Source organism: Nonomuraea longispora (assembly GCF_004348345.1).
Taxonomy (GTDB): domain Bacteria; phylum Actinomycetota; class Actinomycetes; order Streptosporangiales; family Streptosporangiaceae; genus Nonomuraea; species Nonomuraea longispora.
In genome coordinates, this window is record NZ_SMJZ01000067.1 from 23,264 (window position 1) to 40,161 (window position 16,898).

Consider the following 16,898-nt stretch of genomic DNA (forward strand, 5'->3'; position numbering starts at 1 on the left):
CTGCTAGCCGAGGTCGGCGTCGTGGACCAGGATGGCGGCCTGTACGCGGTTGGCCAGGCCCAGCTTGGCCAGCACGCGGCTCACGTGCGCCTTCACCGTTGCCTCCGTGAGGCGCAGCTCCCGGCCGATCTCGGCGTTGGACAGGCCGCGGGCCACGGCCCTGATCACGTCCTCCTCCCGCCTGGTGAGCCCGGCGAGCTGCCCGCGCGCGGCCTCGGCCCGTGAAGGGGCACGATCCACGTACGACGCCAGCAGGCGCTTGGTCACCGACGGGGACAGCATGGCCTGGCCGTCCGCGACCGTCCGCACGGCGGCGGCCAGCTCCCTCGGCGGGGTGTCCTTGAGCAGGAACCCGACCGCGCCCAGACGCAGCGCCTCGTGCACGTACTCGTCCAGGTCGAACGTTGTCAGCATGACGAGCTTGGGCGGGTCGGGCAGGGCCAGCAGCCGGGCGGCGGCGGTCAGGCCGTCCATGCCCGGCATGCGCACGTCCATCAGCACGACCTCGGGCCGTAGCCGCCGCGCCGCCGCAACGGCCTCCTCGCCGCCACGCGCCTCGCCGGCGATCGCGATGTCACCGGCGGCCTCCAGGATCAGCCGCAACCCCGACCGGACGAGCTCCTCGTCGTCCACGACCAGCACGCGGATCACCGGAACCTCCACGCGGCGCGTTTCATGCGGGGATCCTGGCGCTCACCAGGAAGCCGCCGTCGTCCTCGGCGTTGGTGCGCAGGGTGCCGCCGAGCAGCTCGACACGTTCCCGCAGCCCGATCAGACCCCAGCCCGCGCCGGGCAGCTCCTCGCGCGGCGACCGTGGCGTTTCGTACGGCGGTGGGGGTGCCTCGTTGCGCACCTCCACCTGCAGCACGTCGGCCCCGAAGCGGATGCGCACGTCCGCGCCGGCGTTCCCGGCGTGTTTGTGCACGTTGGTGAGCGCCTCCTGCACCACGCGGTACGCCGTCCGCTCCACGCTCGCCTCCACCGGCCGCGCCTCGCCCTCGTCGTGCCTGGTCACCGCGATGCCCAGGGCGCGCGTCTGGTCGAGCAGCCGGTCGAGGTCGTCCAGCGTGGGCGGCGGCCGGCGCGCGCCGCCGGCGTCCTCCCCCAGCAGCTCGTGCGGGGCTGAGCGCAGCACGCCGAGGACGTCGCGCAGGTTGGCCAGCGCCTCCCGCCCGATCCCCGCGATCATGGCGGCCGACCGGGCGGTGTCGTCGTCGGCCGCCCGCAGCTCCATCGCCCCCGCGTGCAGGACGATGAGTGAGACCCGGTGCGCGACCACGTCGTGCATCTCCCTGGCGATCCTGGCCCGCTCCTGCGACCTGGCCTGCTCGGCGCGCATGACCTGCTCGCGTTCCAGCCGTTCGGCCCGCTCGCTGGCCGCCTCCAGCACCTCGCGCCGGGCGCGTACCCACAGGCCCAGCGCCAGCGGCAGCCCGATCACGGCCAGTGCCATGGCCACCGCGTTGGCCGGGCTCGCGGTGGCGAGCCGGTGGGCGCCTTCCTGCCACTCGCCGACCAGCGCGGAGATCCCGCACACCACCAGGCAACCACCGAGGTAGGCGGCGATGCCGCGGCTCCTGCTGAGCGTGAGGCCCGCGTAGTAGGAGGCGAGCATCAGCGGCGGCCACATCACCAGCCAGGCGTACCCTACGGCGCCCACGACGGCCAGCGGCCACCATGAGCGCCTGACGTGCCAGGCGGCCACGCCCGCGGCGGCGGCGATCGCGGTCAGAACCGGGAACGGCAGGCTCGACGGCACCCCGACCTGCCCGTGCACCACGAGCAGCGAGACCGCGAACACACCGAAGCCGAGCAGGACGAACCGCATGTCCACAGCGTATGAGGTGGTCAGCGGGATGAATGACGACGAAAGTAGTAACTCCCGCTGTTTCCCCGCCGGGGCATACAGGGGATATATAAGGCCGGGTCGACCGAGGCGGCCCACCGCGCGACAAAAGCGGTTGGGGCGCGTTCTCGTGGCCGCTACTGTCCCTCCCATGGCCATCCACATCACGACGCTCGCCGAACGACCCGAGTTCATCGGCACTGTCTGGGAGATGCCCGACAGTTGGCCGAAGTTCATGGATCACGACCCGATCGCGTGGTCCCTGTTCGGTCCGGTCGTGCAGCCACACCGCGACTACGCCGTCATCGCCACCGAGGACGACGTCCTTGTCGGACACGGCCACAGCGTCCCCTTCGCCTTGAACCTGCCCGGTCGTGGCCCCGAACTGCCCGACACCGGTTGGGACCAGATCCTCATGTGGGCGCACTCGGACCTGCGCAAGGAGATCACCCCCGACGCGGTGAGCGCCCTGGAGATCAGCATCCATCCGGAGCATCAGGGCAAAGGGCTGTCCGCATTGCTCCTCGACGCGCTGCGCGACAACGCGAAGTCCAAGGGTTTCACGGAGCTGCTGGCACCCGTACGCCCCAATGGCAAGCACCTGGAGCCCCACACGTCGATGTCCGAGTACGCGTTCCGCACCCGTGAGGACGGCCTGCCCGCCGACCCGTGGCTGCGCGTGCACGTACGCGCCGGCGGCACCATCGTGAAAGTCGCGCCGGCGTCCCAGACCATCTCGGGATCCCTGGAACAGTGGCGAACGTGGACAGGCCAGCCGTTCGATGTGAACGGTCCCGTAGAGGTGCCGCTCACGCTGTCCCCGGTCATATGCGACCTCGCGCAGAACTACGCCGTGTACGTGGAGCCGAACGTGTGGGTGCGGCACTCGTTGTGAACACACCGGCGAAGCCACTACGGGCGCCTGCGGCCAGCCACACCTGATGTGAAGGCGTCGGAAGCACCCGCCGCCGCCGCACGATGACCGGCTTGTACGGATCCTGCCGCGAGGGGCGCGCCCGGCTCAGAAGGCGCTTATCGCCGCAGGTGCGCGCTCGGCACGGCTCAGGGTGCGGATGACCGCGGTGGCTCCGTGGCGGTGGACGGCCAGGCGGGCCAGCAGCTCCACGACGGGTTCGTTGACGGCCGGCGGCAGCTGGGGGGTGTCCACGCCGACGCTGGCCGCCAGGTCGTCGGAGTGGACGACCAGCTCCACCAGCCGGGTGAGCAGAAAGTCGTCCAGCCGCAGGCACCACCCGGCCCAGGGCAGCAGCACCACGCGGCCGTCCGGCTCGGCGGGCAGCGCGGCGCTCTGGTGGTCGAGCAGCGCCTGCGCCTTGTCCGCAAGGACGGCGGGCCCTTCCGCGGCGGCCGCCTCGCCGCCGCGCCTGACGCTCACGTTGCTCTCGTGGTCGAGGCCGGCCTGCACCCACGGCGAGCGTGAGTAGTGCTCGATGAGGTCGAGGGGCTCCTGAACCTCGCCGTCGGGCGGGAGTACGTCGCCGACCCTGACGAGCTGGTGAGCCAGGTGCCCGGCCAGTCCCGCGACACTGAACTCGGTCAGCGCGCTCGGTTTGTCCCACGACGTGCTCACGGCGGGGTGACGTAGGAGCGACACCGCCGACGTCGCGGCCACCAGATAGGACCGCCTGATCTCCCCCATTTGCCGCCCTTCCCCAATCCAGGTGGTACGCGCTAACCCTATCCATTCACCATTTCCGGATATGTTCGGTCCTCAGGCCAGGGCCTTCCTGATCGCCGACCTGACGAACGCCCGCGCCAGCCGGGCCCTCCTGAAGCGGCTCAGCACCGGAGGCGGGTCGCCGTACCTGCGGGCACGGATGTCGGCCACCACGGTGCCCGGCGCTCCCAGCCCGGCCGCCACGTCAAGAGCCTCCCGCTTGCTGATCAGGCGGCCCTCCCGCAGGGTCACCGTGGCCCTGGCGACCGTCAGCACACCCAGGTCCACCCAGACCTCCTGCAACCAGCGCCGTCGCGCCCTGGTCTTGGCCAGCCAGAAGTCCCGTAGGTCCGACCGGACGAACGCCTCCAGCTCCGCGTCCGACACCGGGGGCAGCACCTCGCCGGGCGGCGGGCCGTACAACCGCCGGGGCGCCGTGTGCAACTCGCGCCGCGTGACGGCGGTGACGGGACGGCGGAAGATGCGCTCGTGCGCCCACGTCACATGCTCGGCGGACAGATCGTCCAGCTCCTGGCGGGGCATGTACGAGCAGTGCAGCAGGCCGGCGAGCGGTGGTTCGAGCGCGCGGTGCACGGCCTTGATGTCGCGCCACTGCTGCATCGTCACGGGCGAGTCGAGCACCGCGATCAGGTCGAGGTCGCTGCGGCCGGGCCGGTAGTCGCCGGCCCCGAGCGAGCCGTGGGCCCAGAGCGCGACCAGGGGGACGGCCGGTTCGATCCTGTCGAGAAAATCCGTCAGCAGGCGTTCGGTCGCTGCATGCATGATGGTCACTATGATCGATCCACACCTCGCAGGGAAGGTCGCACTGATCACCGGCGCCAATCACGGCATCGGCGCGGCCACGGCGGTCGCGCTGGCCGCCGAGGGCGTCGCGGTCTTCCTCACCTACAAACGGCTCCCCCCGCTGAACGACCCGGCCACCCCACCCGCCTACGACCAGGCCCGCGGCTCCGACGCCGGCGAGGTGTTGCGGCGCATCCGGGAGGCGGGCGGCACCGCGGAGGCCGCCGAGGCCGACCTGGCCGACCCGCGGACCCCGAAGGCCCTGTTCGACCAGGTGGAGAAGACCTTCGGCCCTGTGGAGATCCTGGTCAACAACGCCAGCGGCTGGCTGAGCGACACCTTCACCCCTGCGGGCCGTGACGCCATCGGCCGCCCGTTGCGGCCGGTCGACGCCGAGACGCACGAACGGCAGTTCGCGGTCGACGTGCGCGCACCGGCACTGCTGATCTCGGAGTTCGCCCGGCGCCACGTCGAACGCGGCGCGAGCTGGGGCCGCATCGTCGGCCTCACCTCCGGCGGCCCCGAGGGCTTCCCCACGGAGGTCTCCTACGGCGCGGCGAAGGCGGCCCAGGAGAACTACACCATGTCGGCAGCGCACGAGCTCGGCGCGTACGGCGTCACGGCCAACATGGTCTATCCGCCCGTGACCGACACCGGCTGGGTCAACGCGGAGGTGGAGCAGCTGGTCGCGGAGAGCGGCGTGCTGCGCGAGGTGGCGCAGCCGGAAGACGTCGCCGAGGTCATCACCTTCCTGGCCTCCCACCAGGGCAGGAAGGTCACCGCTCAGACGATCAGGATGTTCTGACCGGTGACTTCCCGGTGCTCAGGTGAACTCACGGGCTCGTGTCGAAGAGCGCGCTCACCGACTCGCCGTCGTGGATGCGGCGCATGGCCTCGGCCAGGGCGGGTGCGATCGACAGGACGGTGAGCTTGTCGCAGGGCTTGGGCGGCGGCACGGTGTTGGTGCAGACGATCTCCTCGACCTCCGGCAGCGCGCCCAGCCGCTCCAGCGCCCCGCCCGAGAACAACCCGTGCGTGCAGGCCACGCGGACCGACCTGACGCCCTGTTCGCGCAGCCGGTCGAGGAGTTCGATGACCGTGGAGCCCTTGGCGATCTCGTCGTCCAGGATGATCACGTCTTTGCCGGCCACCTCGCCGATCACGGAGCTGATGACCACGCGGTCGTCGCTGTAACGCTGCTTGGCGCCCATGGCGACGCCGGTGCCGAGCAGGCGGGCGAAGGCGGCGGCCTCCTTGGCGTTGCCGAGGTCGGGGGAGACGACGACGGTGTTGGACAGGTCGTACTGGCGGAAGTGGGCGGCCAGCTCGCGCAGCGCGTGCAGGTGGTCCACGGGGACGCTGAAGAAGCCGTGCACCTGCGGCGAGTGCAGCGTCATCGCCAGCACCCGGCTGGCTCCTGCGGCCACCATGAGGTCGGCGACCAGCCGGCCGCCGATGGAGATGCGGGGAGCGTCCTTCTTGTCGCTGCGCGCGTAGGCGTAGTGGGGCAGGACGACCGTGGTCCTCGCGGCGGAGGCGCCGCGGGCGGCGTCGAGCATCAGCAGCAGCTCGACGAGGTTCTCCTGCGTCGGCGGGACGAGAGGCTGGATGAGGAAGACGTCACGTTCGCGGCAGTTGGCCTGCAACTGCACTTCGAGCACGTCGTTGGCGAAGCGGTGGACCTGGACGGGGTGGAGGGGGGTGCCCAGGTGGGCGCAGATCTCCTCCGCGAGCTCGGGGTGGGCACTGCCGCTGAAGACCGTGATATCACGCACGGTTCCCAGAGCTTAGCGACTCCGGCTCGGCGTTCACGAGAGCAGCTCGGGGGTGAGCGCGTCGAGGTTGGGCAGGACGCGCCAGGCCAGGGCGAGCGCGTCAGGCGCCGGCGGGTAACGCGGGTGGGGCACGGCGATCACGTGCATGCCCGCGGCGTGGGCGGAGCGCAGCCCGTTGCTGGAGTCCTCGACCGCCACGCAGCCGCGGGGGTCGAGGTCCAGCCGCCGGGCAGCCTCCAGGTAGCCGTCGGGCGCCGGCTTGCCCCGCGCCACCTCCTCGGTGGAGACGGTGGCGGCGAAGCACTGCTTCAGGTCGGCCGCGTCCAGCACCACGTCGATCAGCGTGCGCGGCGACGAGCTGGCCAGCCCCAGTGTGTTGCGTTCGGCCAGGCGGCGCACCGCCTGCACCGCCCCCGGCATCAGCGGCACGCCGTCGCGGTAGCGGGCGGCCATCTGCTCGACGACGGCGCGGGCGATCTCGGCGGGCGGCATGCGCACGCCGAGCTCGTGCAGGTAGGCGGACCACTCGGCGGTGCTCATGCCCATGAGCCTGGACTGCGTGTCGGGCTGCCAGGTGCCGCCGTGCTCGGCCACGAACGCCCGGCGCACCTCCTCCCACACGGGCTCGGAGTCCACCAGCACGCCATCGAGATCGAACACGCAAGCTCTCACGACCGCGAGAATACGCGAACGGCGACCCGCAGGGATCGGCCGACATATGTCCTTATTGCCCGAGATTCATGCTAATAGGGAAAGTCTGTTGAGCTATCGCGACTGATTCCCGGGCATTCCACACGGCATGGCAGACCTTCCACTTCACGACCAGGGCGACTTCGCGGACGCCGACCGCGGCTTCATCGCGAAGCTCAGCCCGGCGGTCGTCAGAACGGCGGACGGCCGGGTCGTCTGGGACGGTGACTCCTACGACTTCCTCCAGGAGGACTGCCCGGAGACGGCCCATCCCGGCCTCTGGAGACAGAGCCGGCTCTGCGCCAGGCAGGGACTGTACGAGGTCACCCCCGGCGTCTACCAGGTTCGCGGCCTGGACCTGTCGAACATGACCCTGGTCGAGGGCGAGCGGGGCGTCGTCGTGATCGACCCGCTGATCTCCACCGAGTGCGCCGCCGCCGCGCTGAAGTTGTACCGCGCCCACCGCGGCGATCGCCCGGTCACCGGCGTCATCTACACCTGCACGCACGTCGACCACTTCGGCGGCGCACGCGGCGTCACCGACGGCGGCGTGCCGATCCTGGCCCCTGCCGGGTTCCTGGAGCACGCCGCGTCCGAACGGGTCTACGCCGGCCACGCGATGACCCGCCGGGCCGTCTACCTGTACGGCCGCGCGCTGCCCCGCTCGCCCGAGGGCCAGATCGGCTGCGGCCTCGGCATGACCGCGTCGACGGGCACCGTGTCGCTCATCCCGCCCACGCTGGATCTCACGCGCACCGGCCAGGAGGAGACGGTCGACGGCGTCAGGATGATCTTCCACCTCACGCCGGACGCCGCCGCCCCGGCCGAGATGAACGTGTTCCTGCCCGACCGCCGCGCCCTCTGCCTGGCCGAGAACGCCACTCGCAACCAGCACAACCTGCTGTCCCTGCGCGGCGCTGCCGTACGCGACGCCCGCGCGTGGGCGCGTTACCTGACCGAGGCCGTCTCCCTGTTCGCCGGCCGGGCCGACGTCGCCTTCGCCTCGCACCACTGGCCCACCTGGGGCGGGGAGACCGTCGTACGCTTCATCGAGCAGCAGCGCGACATGTACGCCTACCTGCACGACCAGACCCTGCGCCTGATCAACAAAGGCCTGACGGGGCCCGAGATCGCCGAGGCCATGCAGATGCCGCCTCAGCTGGAGCGGGCCTGGCACACCCACGGCTACCACGGCTCGCTCTCCCACAACGTCAGGGCCGTCTACCAGCGCTACCTCGGCTGGTTCGACGGCAACCCGGCCCACCTGTGGGAACACCCGCCCAGGGAGAGCGCCATCCGCTACGTCGAGTGTCTGGGTGGAGCCGCCGGCGTGGTCGAGTTCGCCCGGCGCTACATCGGCGAGAACGATTTGCGCTTCGCCGCCCAGCTGCTCAACCACGCGGTCTTCGCCGACGAGGGCAACAAGGAGGCCCGCGACCTGCTCGCCGAGGTCTACACCAGGCTGGGCCACGGGGCCGAGAACGCCACCTGGCGCAACTTCTACCTCATGGGCGCGCTGGAGCTGGCCGACGGCATCGTGCCCGCCACCATGGACGTCACCTCGCCGGACCTGCTCGCCGCGCTGAGCGTCGAGCAGATCTTCGATTCGGTCGCCATCCGCGTCGACGGGCAGCGCGCCTGGCACGAGCGGCTGTCCATCGACTGGCACCTGACCGACCTGGGGGAGCGGCACCGTACGACGTTGTGCAACGGGGTGCTCGTGCAGCAGCGGGACCCGCGTGACGACGCCGCCGACCTGACCCTGCGGCTGACGAAGGAGCAGCTCGTGGGACTGCTGGCGGGCAAGGGCGTCGAAGGGGTCGAACGCGAGGGCAACACGGCGGTGTTGCAGCGGCTGGTCGCCGTGCTGGACCGGGCGATGCCGGACTTCGCGATCGTGACGGCCTGACCCGCGCGCCGCTCGCCGGGGGCGCCGGGGGCTAGGTGCGGGCCGCCTCGGCGTGCAGCGCCTCGCAGGCCAGCCCCAGCAACGTCACCAGGACGGCCGCGATCGCGGGCCCGAGGACCAGCGGGACCGTCAGCTCGCCCGCGTGCCACACGGCCGCCGCGGTCGCCGCCGACGTCAGCACCGTCATCCCGAACATGGCCGCCCACAGCGGCAACATCCGCAGGTAGGCGAACAGCAGCCCGAACACCGGCCACACGAACGGCGGCGCCGCCACGGCCAGCGCGGCCCAGCCGCCCGTCACCAGGCCCAGCCACACGAGCGCCGGGATGGGCCGGCGTTCGAGCACGGGGCCGGCGGCGTACACGAGGCCGAGCAGCACGCCTGCGGCGGCCACGGCCACGAGGCCGTCGCGCAGCACGGTGACCACGGCCATGAGCAGCAGCCCGCACGCCGTGACGTGCGTTGCCCACTGCAGCAACCGCAACGGAAGGTTCGGCATGACTCACTCAGCGTAACGCCGGGTGAGCGCCCTGATCAGCCAGGCCCGCGGTCGCCACGCCGGGCGAACGCCGTCAGCAGGTAGTACAGCGCGCCGGCCACGACGAGGGCGACCACCACGCCGATGTTGGCCGCCCCGAACGTGCCGCTCTCCAGCTCGCGGCTCATGAGGAAGCCGACGATCGCGGCGATGTTCTCGTCGGCCGAGGTGATGAGGCCGAGCCCCACGACCGACGCCACCACCAGCGACACCAGGCCCGGCCAGTGCAGCGCGGGAGCGCCGGGACGCAGCAGCCGCTCGCGGTCGGCGCCGTCGGCGGGCCCGCCGTACGACCGACCGCCCTTCCGCAGCCGCCACATGTCGACCAGGAACACCGCCGCCCAGGCCGCCATCACCACGCCGATGATCGCGAGGAACGCCTGGAAGGTGGCGAGGAAGCTGGTGGAGACGAACAGCAGGTAGTAGCCGCCGAGCACCATGAGCAGCCCGTCGATCAGCACCGCGTAGTGCCGCCTGATCGGTACGCCGAGCGCCAGCATCGACAATCCCGACGAGTAGATGTCCATGATGGCCCCGGCCAGGAAGCCGCCGATGGCGGTCAGCAGGTACGCCAGCAGGAACCAGGTCGGCAGCGCCCCGGCCAGCGCCGCCACCGGGTCGCCGCCCGCGGCCTCGGCCAGCGACGGGTCGCCGCCCGCCAGCAGCACGCCGAACACGAGCAGCACCATGGGCGGCAGCGCGCCGCCGAGCATCGTCCACAGGGCCACCGAGCGCGGGCGCGAGCCGGACGGCAGGTAACGGGAGTAGTCGGCGCCGCAGTTGACCCAGCCCAGGCCCAGCAGGGTCATGGCGAAGATGATCCCGCCCACCCAGCCGCCGGGACCGGCCGTGGTCTCCAGCGACACGCCGAGCCTCGGGGCCATGAGGATCATGTAGACGACGGTCAGCACGACGAACGCGTACGTCAGGTAGCGCTGCACCACCATGATCATCGCGTGGCCGTACACGCCGACCGCGATCACCACGACGGCGGCCACGGCGAAGCACACGGCGGTGGCCGTCGTGGGCGGGACGCCGGGCGCGAGCCGGCCCAGGATGGCCGCGCCGCTCTGCGCGGCCAGCGTGACGAGCACGATCTCCCAGCCGACGTTCGACACGTATGACAGCGCCGCCGGCAGCTTGTTGCCCTGGTAGCCGAACGGCGCCCGGCCCAGCGTCATGGTGGGCACGCCCGACCTCGCGCCGGCGATCGCGACGAGGCCGACCAGCAGGAACGACAGCGCGTAGCCGATGGCCCCGGTGATGATCGCGGGCACCACGCCGAGGCCCAGTCCGACGATGTAGACACCGAACGCGACTCCGAACAGCGACAGGTTCGAGCCCGCCCACGGCCAGAAGAGGTCTCTCGGCCGCCCGTGCCGCTCGGCTTCGGGGACCGCGTTGATGCCGTTCTGCTCCACGGCCATCGTGTCCATGATCGGACGCTACTCGCCTTCTGCGTGGAAACGAACCCTTACCGTTGGTACGGGCTGCACGTTTCCTCCGCCGATCCACGGAGAGACATCCGTGATGAGGCCATTCGGGGGTGACAAGCGCAAGCACGCGCTGGCCATCTGCCTGGTCGCGGCGTTCATGAGCGGCCTGGACGTGAGCATCGTCAACGTGGCCGTCCCGTCGATCCGCGATGCGCTGCACGCGTCGGAGGACGGGCTGCAGTGGACGGTGTCGGGGTACGCGCTCGCGTTCGGGCTGCTGCTGGTTCCCGCCGGGCGGCTGGGGGACGCCAGGAGCCGCCGCACGATCTTCATGTGGGGTGTGGCGCTCTTCACCGCCTCCAGCGCGGCATGCGGGCTGGCCTGGGACATGAACGTGCTGATCGCGGCCAGGTTCGTGCAGGGCATGGCGGCCGGCACGCTCAACCCGCAGGTGTCGGGGCTGATCCAGCAGATGTTCAGAGGGACCGAGCGGGGGCGGGCCTTCGGGGCGCTCGGGGCCACCATCGGCGTGTCCACGGCCGCGGGGCCGCTGATCGGCGGCCTGCTCGTCGGCCTGGCCGGGGCCGACGACGGGTGGCGGTGGGTGTTCCTGGTGAACGTGCCGATCGGCATCGTGCTGCTGCCGCTGGCCTGGCGGGCGCTGCCGGCGCAGCCCGGCAGCGGGCGGCGCGAGAGCATGGACCCGGTGGGCGTGCTGCTGCTCGGCATGGGCGTGGTGGGGCTGCTGCTGCCGTTCATCCAGCGGCACCAGTGGGAGGGAAACACGAAATGGCTGCTCGTCCCCGCCGCGCTGGTGGTGCTGGCCGGCTTCGTGCTCTGGGAACGGCGCTATCCGCGCGAGCCGCTGGTGGACCTGTCGTTGTTCGGCAGACGTTCGTACCGGCTGGGCACGGCCATCGCGATGTTCTACTTCGCCGGCTTCACGGGGATCTTCTTCATCTTCACCCTCTACCTTCAGGTCGGGCTGCACTACAGCGCGCTGCTCGCGGGACTCGCGATCACGCCGTTCGCGCTCGGCTCGGCGTCGGCCTCGGTGGTGGGCGGGCGGCTCGTGTCGCGCGCCGGCCGGCGCGTGGTGGCGGTCGGCCTGACGATGGTGATCGCCGGGCTGTGCGCGACGATGCTGGCGACCGCGCTGGTGCCCGGACGCGGGGTGGGCCTGGCGACGGTGCTGCCGCTGCTGCTGGCGGGCATGGGCAGCGGCCTGGTCATCTCGCCCAACCAGGCGATCACGTTGTCGGAGGTGCCGCCCGAGGGCGGGGGGAGCGCGGCCGGAGTGCTGCAGACGGGGCAGCGGCTGGGCTCGGCGATCGGGATCGCCGTGGCGGGCTCCACGTTTTTCGGCGCGCTCGGCCAGGGCTGGGCGACCGCCTTCCGGCACGGCCTGATGGCCGTGCTGATGTCGGTCATGATCGCCCTGGTGGCCGCCGCCTATGACCTCGTACGCACCCGCCGGGACGCCACGCGCCCGTGATCCTCGCGGCTCATCCGGCCAGGACGCGCGCCTCCGTCTCGGGATCGAGACCGACGGTGGGACGGTCGGGCCGCATGGGCGCCACACCGCCGATGCTCCGCAGCCAGGCCCACGTGTCGGCGACGGTCTCCTCGACCGGGCGCAACCGCAGCCCGGCCGCCATCGCCTTCGACACGTCGGCTCCGTGCATGAAGCCGTAGAACTCGCCCGGCAGCCAGATCGGCAGGTCGGACCACGGCTCGATGCCGGCCGCGAGAATGCGCTCCTGCGACGTCCAGCGCAGCTCGGCGTCGGACCCGGTCACCTTCACGCACGTCTCCAGGAGCTCCCGCATCGTCGTGAAGTTGGGCGGGCTCACCAGGTTGTAAGGGCCGCCCAGCCCCTGCTCGGCCGCGCGCAGGCACCACAGGGCGAGGTCGCGGGCGTCGATGTACTGGAGCCCGAGATCGACGGGTTCCGGAGCGAGCACCGGCCCGCCACGCGCGATCCTGGTGAGCCACCACGGCAGCCTGCCGACGTTCTCGTAGGGGCCCAGGATGAGCCCCGCCCTGGCCAGCAGCGCCCGGTCGCCGAACGCGGCGACGGCCGCCAGCTCCGCGCCCGCCTTGTTCTTCGCGTAGTCGCCGTCCCCGTCGTCGGGCGAGCCCGCCACCAGCGGCGCGCTCTCGTCGGCGCCCGCGGGCACCGGCAGCGTGTGGACGGACCTGCTGGAGACGTAGACGTAGCGGCCCGCACGGCCGGCCAGCAGCGCGGCGGAGTCCCTGACCGCGGACGGCGCCCACGACCACGTGTCGACCACGACGTCCCACTCGCCGCGCTCCAGCGCCGCGAGGCCGCCGGGGGCCGACCGGTCACCGCGCAACGCCGTCACGCCCGGCGCCGGGTCGTGGCTGCCCCGGTTGAACGTCGTGACGTCCCACCCGAGGGACTGTGCCTCCTCGACGACCGCCCGACCCACGAACTCCGTGCCACCCAGTACGAGAAGTCTCATGGTGTCCACCTTGACCGCCGGAGTCCATGGGTGGCAGGGGCTCACGCTCTCGGCGGAATCGCCGTGAGCGGAAGCCTGGGACGCTTCTGCACCGTGAGTAATTAGATCTACGTTCGTCAGGCGCCCAGGAAGGGCATAGCAGCAGATCAGAGTATCTAATAGTGCAATTGCCTTGTGCGGGTAAATGTTACCAATAGTGACATGAGTACCTGGGATGGTGATGCGGATCTTCCCTCGCTCGATCCGGGCGCGCCTGACCGCGATCGCGACCGCCATAGCGGCGCTGGTCGTCTTCGCCACGTCCACCTTCATGCTCGTCACCGTGCCCGACAACCTGCGCGACGTCGTCCGCGACAGGGTCGAGGTGTCCGTACGCAGGATCGCCAGCGACGCCAGGGCAGGGGAGCTCTCCACCGCGCTCCAAGCCCCCGCGCGCGTGCACTTCCTGGAGGTGGTCACTCCCAGCGGCGACGTGCTCGCGTCCACCACCGGCCGCGACGTGCACTGGAAACTCAAGGCGTTCCGGCCCGCCGAACCCGACAAGCTCTACGTCAAGGAGGCCTGGGCGCCCCACGAACGCAACGCCGGGGAGACCCACTTCCTGGTCATGGCCATGTCCGTGCCGACCCCGAACGGCCTCGTCGCCGTCTATGGCGCGTCGTCGCTCACGGACGTCGACCGCGCCATCAGATGGTTCGAGATCCAGACCTTCGTCATCGCCCCGCTGATCCTGGCGAGCGTCATGGGCATCACCTGGCTCGTGGTCGGGTCCGCGCTGCGCCCGGTCGAACGCATCCGTTCCAAGCTTGCCGAGATCACCGGCCAGGACCTCAGCAGGCGCGTACCCGTCCCCGACACGGGAGACGAGATCACCCTCCTGGCCGCCACCACGAACGACACCCTCGACCGCCTCGAACGCTCCGCCGAGACCCAGCGGCGCTTCGTCGCCGACGCCTCGCACGAGTTGCGCAGCCCCATCGCGGCCCTGCGCACCCAACTGGAGGTGGCCAACGCCATCCCCGAGGAGACCGACTGGAGCGCCACGGGAGCGCGGGCGCTGGCCGCCGTCGACCGGCTCACCGGCATCATCGACGAACTCCTCATGCTGGCCAGGCTGGACGCCGGCGCGGTCGCGCCCCGCCGCGTCGTGGACATGTGCCGGCTGGCCGCCGAGCAGGTACGCCGCCGCGGGGACGCCAGAGTGGCCATCGTCCCCGACCTGTGCGCGTCCGCCCCCGTCCACGGCTCGCCCGTGCAGCTCGACCGCATCCTGACAAACCTCCTCGACAACGCCACCCGGCACGCCGAGACCAGGATCGACCTGGAGGTGGCGGTGGAGGATGACCGGTGGGTGGTGGTGACCGTGACCGACGACGGCGAGGGCATCGCGCCCGAGGACAGGGAACGGGTCTTCGAACGGTTCACCAGGCTGGACAGCGCCAAGGCCAAGGACCAGAGCGGCAGCGGCCTCGGACTGCCCCTGTCCAGGGAGATCGCCCTGTCCCACGGTGGCACGCTCACCATCGCCGACCACTCGCCGGGCGCCCGCTTCGTGCTCGTCCTGCCTTCCTACCAGGGCGCCTGAACCCCCTACACTCGCGGCATGAATCTGCGCCGGCTCTCCGACGAGGTCGAATCCGTATCCCAGCGGTACGCGGGGAAGCTGGGCATCGAACGGGACGACATCTGGTTCCTGCTCAAACTGCAGGAGGAGGTCGGCGAACTCACCCAGGCGTTCCTGATGCGCACCGGCCGCGCCAGGACCAAGGGCCACACCGACGACCAACTCGACGCGGCCTTCCGCGCCGAACTGGCCGACGTGCTCTGCCACGTGGTGCTGATGGCCCGCCACCACGGGGTGGACCTGCAGACGGAGATCGACAAAAAGTGGCTCACCCACGACCACTGACACCCCGGGACCGCCGCGGCGACGGGATGGCGGGGTCTCGCCGGGGAAGAACTCGGGCCGTCGGCGGGCCGGCGGGGCGCCGTTGCGGTGGCCGGCCACGTGCGGGTCAGATCGCGTCTTCCTGGAAACACTATGGCCTTCAATGACCCGGACTGAAACTTCAGCCCGGTGAGCAGGGCTCCTGCCCGCGACGTTAGACGGGAGCCCCCGCCGCGTCCTGCGGCGCTGAGCCCATGCAGGTCTACGGTGAGTCCAGCGGGCCGTAGGCACGCATTGTGGTGACAAGCCCGTGGGGGTTCCCAAAATGTTTTTGCCATTGGTTGTTGGTCAACTTGAAGAGGAATCCGGAGGCAGCATCCCATGCAGGTTCTCACGGGCGCTACGAATCTCGGGGATTCGTTCCCATGCCTCCGTCCGCTGGAGTATCTCGCGCGTCCGAGAATTCACGCGTGCCGAACCGATGAAGGGCAGTGCACGGGCAAGGGCCTGCATGTGCTCAGCGGTAAGCGTCGGCCTGCCTGCGCGAATAGCTGTCTGAGCCTGACGGCCCAGGTACTGAGCTTGAAAGAGGAGGGACCATTGCCCCATGGCATGAGCAGCATCTCGAAGAAGTCGATCAGCCTGGTCATACTGACCGAGGTGGCTTAGGCCGATAGCCACGTCTCCACCGAGAGCGGCCTCCGCGAACGGGCTCAAACCGCGTGTTTCAAGTGCCCTTTCGAGAGCACTCCTCGCCTCCCCGTCGTGGCCTTTGACGGCAGCTAGCGACCGCCCTAGCCGCATGTGAAGGCTCGATTCCCGGCTGGCCGGTAGATCAGGAATACGAAGTCCGCGCTGGGCATGCTGGACGGCTCGGGGAGCGTCGCCCCGGTAGAGGGACACGCGACTCAAGGCGTCATAGGCGCGAGCTTGCGCCGCGAAGTGTTGCCCGTGGTGAGCTAGGTCGAGCGCAATCAAGCTCGCATGCTCCGACTGGCCCAGCATGCCGGCGTCGTACAGGGCGATGCTGGCCTGGTACATCAAGTCAGAGGCCGCCGTTTGCACCTGATCACTCAGAGAGACGGCCTGGAGTGCACTCACCTGCCGAATATGCGTAAGAGCACGAGCAGCCAGAGGGAGGCCGCCGAGTTCGTATCGGCCCCGCGCGAGGCTGTCAGCGAGTGCGCGCACATAGTCGGGGTCAAGGTAGGGATTCGAGCTGGCTGCCGAGGGCGCAAACACGACGGACGCGGCGGCTACCAGGAATTCCCTGCGCTCCACAGGTTCCTCCACTGAAGGTGAAAAGCGCACCTCCCAGCCAACTCGCGCAAGCAGCTCCTGCGCTCTAGCCAAGCCCGTGTCGGCGACGCCTCGACAGTCCTTTGAGATCCAGGCTTGAGACACCCCAAGTTGATGGGCGAGCTCCGACTGAGTCCAGCCGCGCTGCTCCATGAGCGTTCTCAGGGCTTCGGGGAGAGTCCGGACTTCCACTAGCTGAGCGTATAGCGGAGAGGTATTGGCTCAATAGTGAACTCTTCCTTTGAGGAATACCCGCGCTGGTGCGCCGGAAACAGCCGAGAGAACATAGGCGCCCGGCAGTGAGCTGCATCACATACATGAACGTGATGCAACACCCCTGTGTGGAGGTCACGATGAACTCGGTAAGTATAGAAGGCGGAAACGGGACGGATCGGCTGCTGACTCCTGACAATGAGCCCAAGCCTCGATGACTCACGAGGTGGCCGTCCCTCCTGATCAGTTTCGGCTGGTGAAGGTTTGTGCCTGTTCGTCCTGTTCATTGCGGGCGGGTGGCACCGCGACCTGCCCGAGACGCTCGGTGGGCGGCGG

16 protein-coding genes are annotated in these 16,898 nt (G+C 70.3%); 6 read left to right on the top strand and 10 right to left on the bottom strand.

From position 1 onward, the window contains the following. Positions 1-3: 3 nt before the first annotated feature. Positions 4-651 carry a response regulator gene (locus E1267_RS19060; RefSeq protein ID WP_132333920.1) on the bottom strand — a complete coding sequence of 216 codons (648 nt, stop codon included), beginning with the start codon at positions 649-651 and terminating at the stop codon, positions 4-6. Between the two features lie 22 nt (positions 652-673). Continuing rightward, positions 674-1,828: a sensor histidine kinase gene (locus tag E1267_RS19065; protein WP_132333921.1), complete on the bottom strand. Its 1,155-nt coding sequence runs from the start codon at positions 1,826-1,828 to the stop codon at positions 674-676. A gap of 169 nt (positions 1,829-1,997) precedes the next feature. Between E1267_RS19065 and E1267_RS19070 the strand changes: the two genes are divergently transcribed. Next, complete coding sequence (locus E1267_RS19070) at positions 1,998-2,741, top strand: GNAT family N-acetyltransferase (protein ID WP_132333922.1); 744 nt, start codon at positions 1,998-2,000, stop codon at positions 2,739-2,741. Between the two features lie 126 nt (positions 2,742-2,867). Here E1267_RS19070 and E1267_RS19075 read toward each other — a convergent pair whose 3' ends face one another. Next, complete coding sequence (locus E1267_RS19075) at positions 2,868-3,506, bottom strand: maleylpyruvate isomerase N-terminal domain-containing protein (RefSeq protein ID WP_132333923.1); 639 nt, start codon at positions 3,504-3,506, stop codon at positions 2,868-2,870. A gap of 72 nt (positions 3,507-3,578) precedes the next feature. Beyond that, the gene (locus E1267_RS19080; RefSeq protein WP_132333924.1) at positions 3,579-4,307 is read right to left on the bottom strand and encodes a nucleotidyltransferase domain-containing protein; all 729 of its coding nucleotides are present in this window, start codon (positions 4,305-4,307) and stop codon (positions 3,579-3,581) included. 10 nt (positions 4,308-4,317) lie between these two features. On the opposite strand from E1267_RS19080, the gene E1267_RS19085 reads away from it, so the two are divergent. Beyond that, a complete protein-coding gene (locus E1267_RS19085) occupies positions 4,318-5,133 on the top strand; it encodes an SDR family NAD(P)-dependent oxidoreductase (RefSeq protein ID WP_132333925.1) in 816 nt (271 codons plus the stop codon). Positions 5,134-5,161: 28 nt separating this feature from the next. Here E1267_RS19085 and E1267_RS19090 read toward each other — a convergent pair whose 3' ends face one another. After that, positions 5,162-6,103 (bottom strand): ribose-phosphate diphosphokinase, encoded by a 942-nt coding sequence (locus E1267_RS19090; protein WP_132333926.1) that lies wholly within the window; start codon positions 6,101-6,103, stop codon positions 5,162-5,164. Positions 6,104-6,136: 33 nt separating this feature from the next. After that, positions 6,137-6,763, bottom strand: coding sequence for an HAD family hydrolase (locus tag E1267_RS19095; protein WP_181957818.1), 627 nt, complete (start codon positions 6,761-6,763; stop codon positions 6,137-6,139). Between the two features lie 139 nt (positions 6,764-6,902). On the opposite strand from E1267_RS19095, the gene E1267_RS19100 reads away from it, so the two are divergent. After that, on the top strand, positions 6,903-8,702 hold the full coding sequence (locus tag E1267_RS19100) for an alkyl/aryl-sulfatase (RefSeq protein WP_132333928.1): 1,800 nt from the start codon (positions 6,903-6,905) through the stop codon (positions 8,700-8,702). Between the two features lie 31 nt (positions 8,703-8,733). Here the strand turns inward: E1267_RS19100 and E1267_RS19105 are convergent, their stop codons facing one another. Together E1267_RS19105 and E1267_RS19110 are read right to left on the bottom strand one after the other, a co-directional pair. After that, positions 8,734-9,201, bottom strand: a complete 468-nt coding sequence (locus E1267_RS19105; RefSeq protein WP_132333929.1) for a hypothetical protein — start codon at positions 9,199-9,201, stop codon at positions 8,734-8,736. A 35-nt stretch (positions 9,202-9,236) separates the two neighbouring features. Further along, entirely contained in the window at positions 9,237-10,676 is a 1,440-nt protein-coding gene (locus E1267_RS19110) for a purine-cytosine permease family protein (protein ID WP_132333930.1), read from the bottom strand. 94 nt (positions 10,677-10,770) lie between these two features. On the opposite strand from E1267_RS19110, the gene E1267_RS19115 reads away from it, so the two are divergent. After that, the gene (locus E1267_RS19115; RefSeq protein ID WP_132333931.1) at positions 10,771-12,171 is read left to right on the top strand and encodes an MFS transporter; all 1,401 of its coding nucleotides are present in this window, start codon (positions 10,771-10,773) and stop codon (positions 12,169-12,171) included. A 10-nt stretch (positions 12,172-12,181) separates the two neighbouring features. On the opposite strand, the gene E1267_RS19120 is transcribed toward E1267_RS19115, so the two are convergent. After that, positions 12,182-13,162 (bottom strand): NAD-dependent epimerase/dehydratase family protein, encoded by a 981-nt coding sequence (locus tag E1267_RS19120; protein ID WP_132333932.1) that lies wholly within the window; start codon positions 13,160-13,162, stop codon positions 12,182-12,184. Between the two features lie 220 nt (positions 13,163-13,382). Here E1267_RS19120 and E1267_RS19125 point away from each other — a divergent pair, with 220 nt between their 5' ends. Together E1267_RS19125 and E1267_RS19130 are read left to right on the top strand one after the other, a co-directional pair. Then, the gene (locus E1267_RS19125; RefSeq protein ID WP_165959681.1) at positions 13,383-14,747 is read left to right on the top strand and encodes a sensor histidine kinase; all 1,365 of its coding nucleotides are present in this window, start codon (positions 13,383-13,385) and stop codon (positions 14,745-14,747) included. 18 nt (positions 14,748-14,765) lie between these two features. Then, a complete protein-coding gene (locus E1267_RS19130) occupies positions 14,766-15,071 on the top strand; it encodes a nucleoside triphosphate pyrophosphohydrolase family protein (RefSeq protein ID WP_132333934.1) in 306 nt (101 codons plus the stop codon). Between the two features lie 327 nt (positions 15,072-15,398). Here the strand turns inward: E1267_RS19130 and E1267_RS47930 are convergent, their stop codons facing one another. Next, entirely contained in the window at positions 15,399-16,541 is a 1,143-nt protein-coding gene (locus E1267_RS47930; protein ID WP_132333935.1) for a helix-turn-helix domain-containing protein, read from the bottom strand. Positions 16,542-16,898 lie beyond the last annotated feature (357 nt).

What these genes read in the sequence shown, in the direction of transcription:
- E1267_RS19065 (WP_132333921.1), bottom strand. Translation starts at nt 1,828, where the DNA reads ATGCGGTTCGTCCTGCTCGGCTTCGGTGTGTTCGCGGTCTCGCTGCTC.
- E1267_RS19070 (WP_132333922.1), top strand. Translation starts at nt 1,998, where the DNA reads ATGGCCATCCACATCACGACGCTCGCCGAACGACCCGAGTTCATCGGC.
- E1267_RS19075 (WP_132333923.1), bottom strand. Translation starts at nt 3,506, where the DNA reads ATGGGGGAGATCAGGCGGTCCTATCTGGTGGCCGCGACGTCGGCGGTG.
- E1267_RS19080 (WP_132333924.1), bottom strand. Translation starts at nt 4,307, where the DNA reads ATGCATGCAGCGACCGAACGCCTGCTGACGGATTTTCTCGACAGGATC.
- E1267_RS19085 (WP_132333925.1), top strand. Translation starts at nt 4,318, where the DNA reads ATGATCGATCCACACCTCGCAGGGAAGGTCGCACTGATCACCGGCGCC.
- E1267_RS19100 (WP_132333928.1), top strand. Translation starts at nt 6,903, where the DNA reads ATGGCAGACCTTCCACTTCACGACCAGGGCGACTTCGCGGACGCCGAC.
- E1267_RS19105 (WP_132333929.1), bottom strand. Translation starts at nt 9,201, where the DNA reads ATGCCGAACCTTCCGTTGCGGTTGCTGCAGTGGGCAACGCACGTCACG.
- E1267_RS19110 (WP_132333930.1), bottom strand. Translation starts at nt 10,676, where the DNA reads ATGGACACGATGGCCGTGGAGCAGAACGGCATCAACGCGGTCCCCGAA.
- E1267_RS19115 (WP_132333931.1), top strand. Translation starts at nt 10,771, where the DNA reads ATGAGGCCATTCGGGGGTGACAAGCGCAAGCACGCGCTGGCCATCTGC.
- E1267_RS19120 (WP_132333932.1), bottom strand. Translation starts at nt 13,162, where the DNA reads ATGAGACTTCTCGTACTGGGTGGCACGGAGTTCGTGGGTCGGGCGGTC.
- E1267_RS19125 (WP_165959681.1), top strand. Translation starts at nt 13,383, where the DNA reads ATGCGGATCTTCCCTCGCTCGATCCGGGCGCGCCTGACCGCGATCGCG.
- E1267_RS19130 (WP_132333934.1), top strand. Translation starts at nt 14,766, where the DNA reads ATGAATCTGCGCCGGCTCTCCGACGAGGTCGAATCCGTATCCCAGCGG.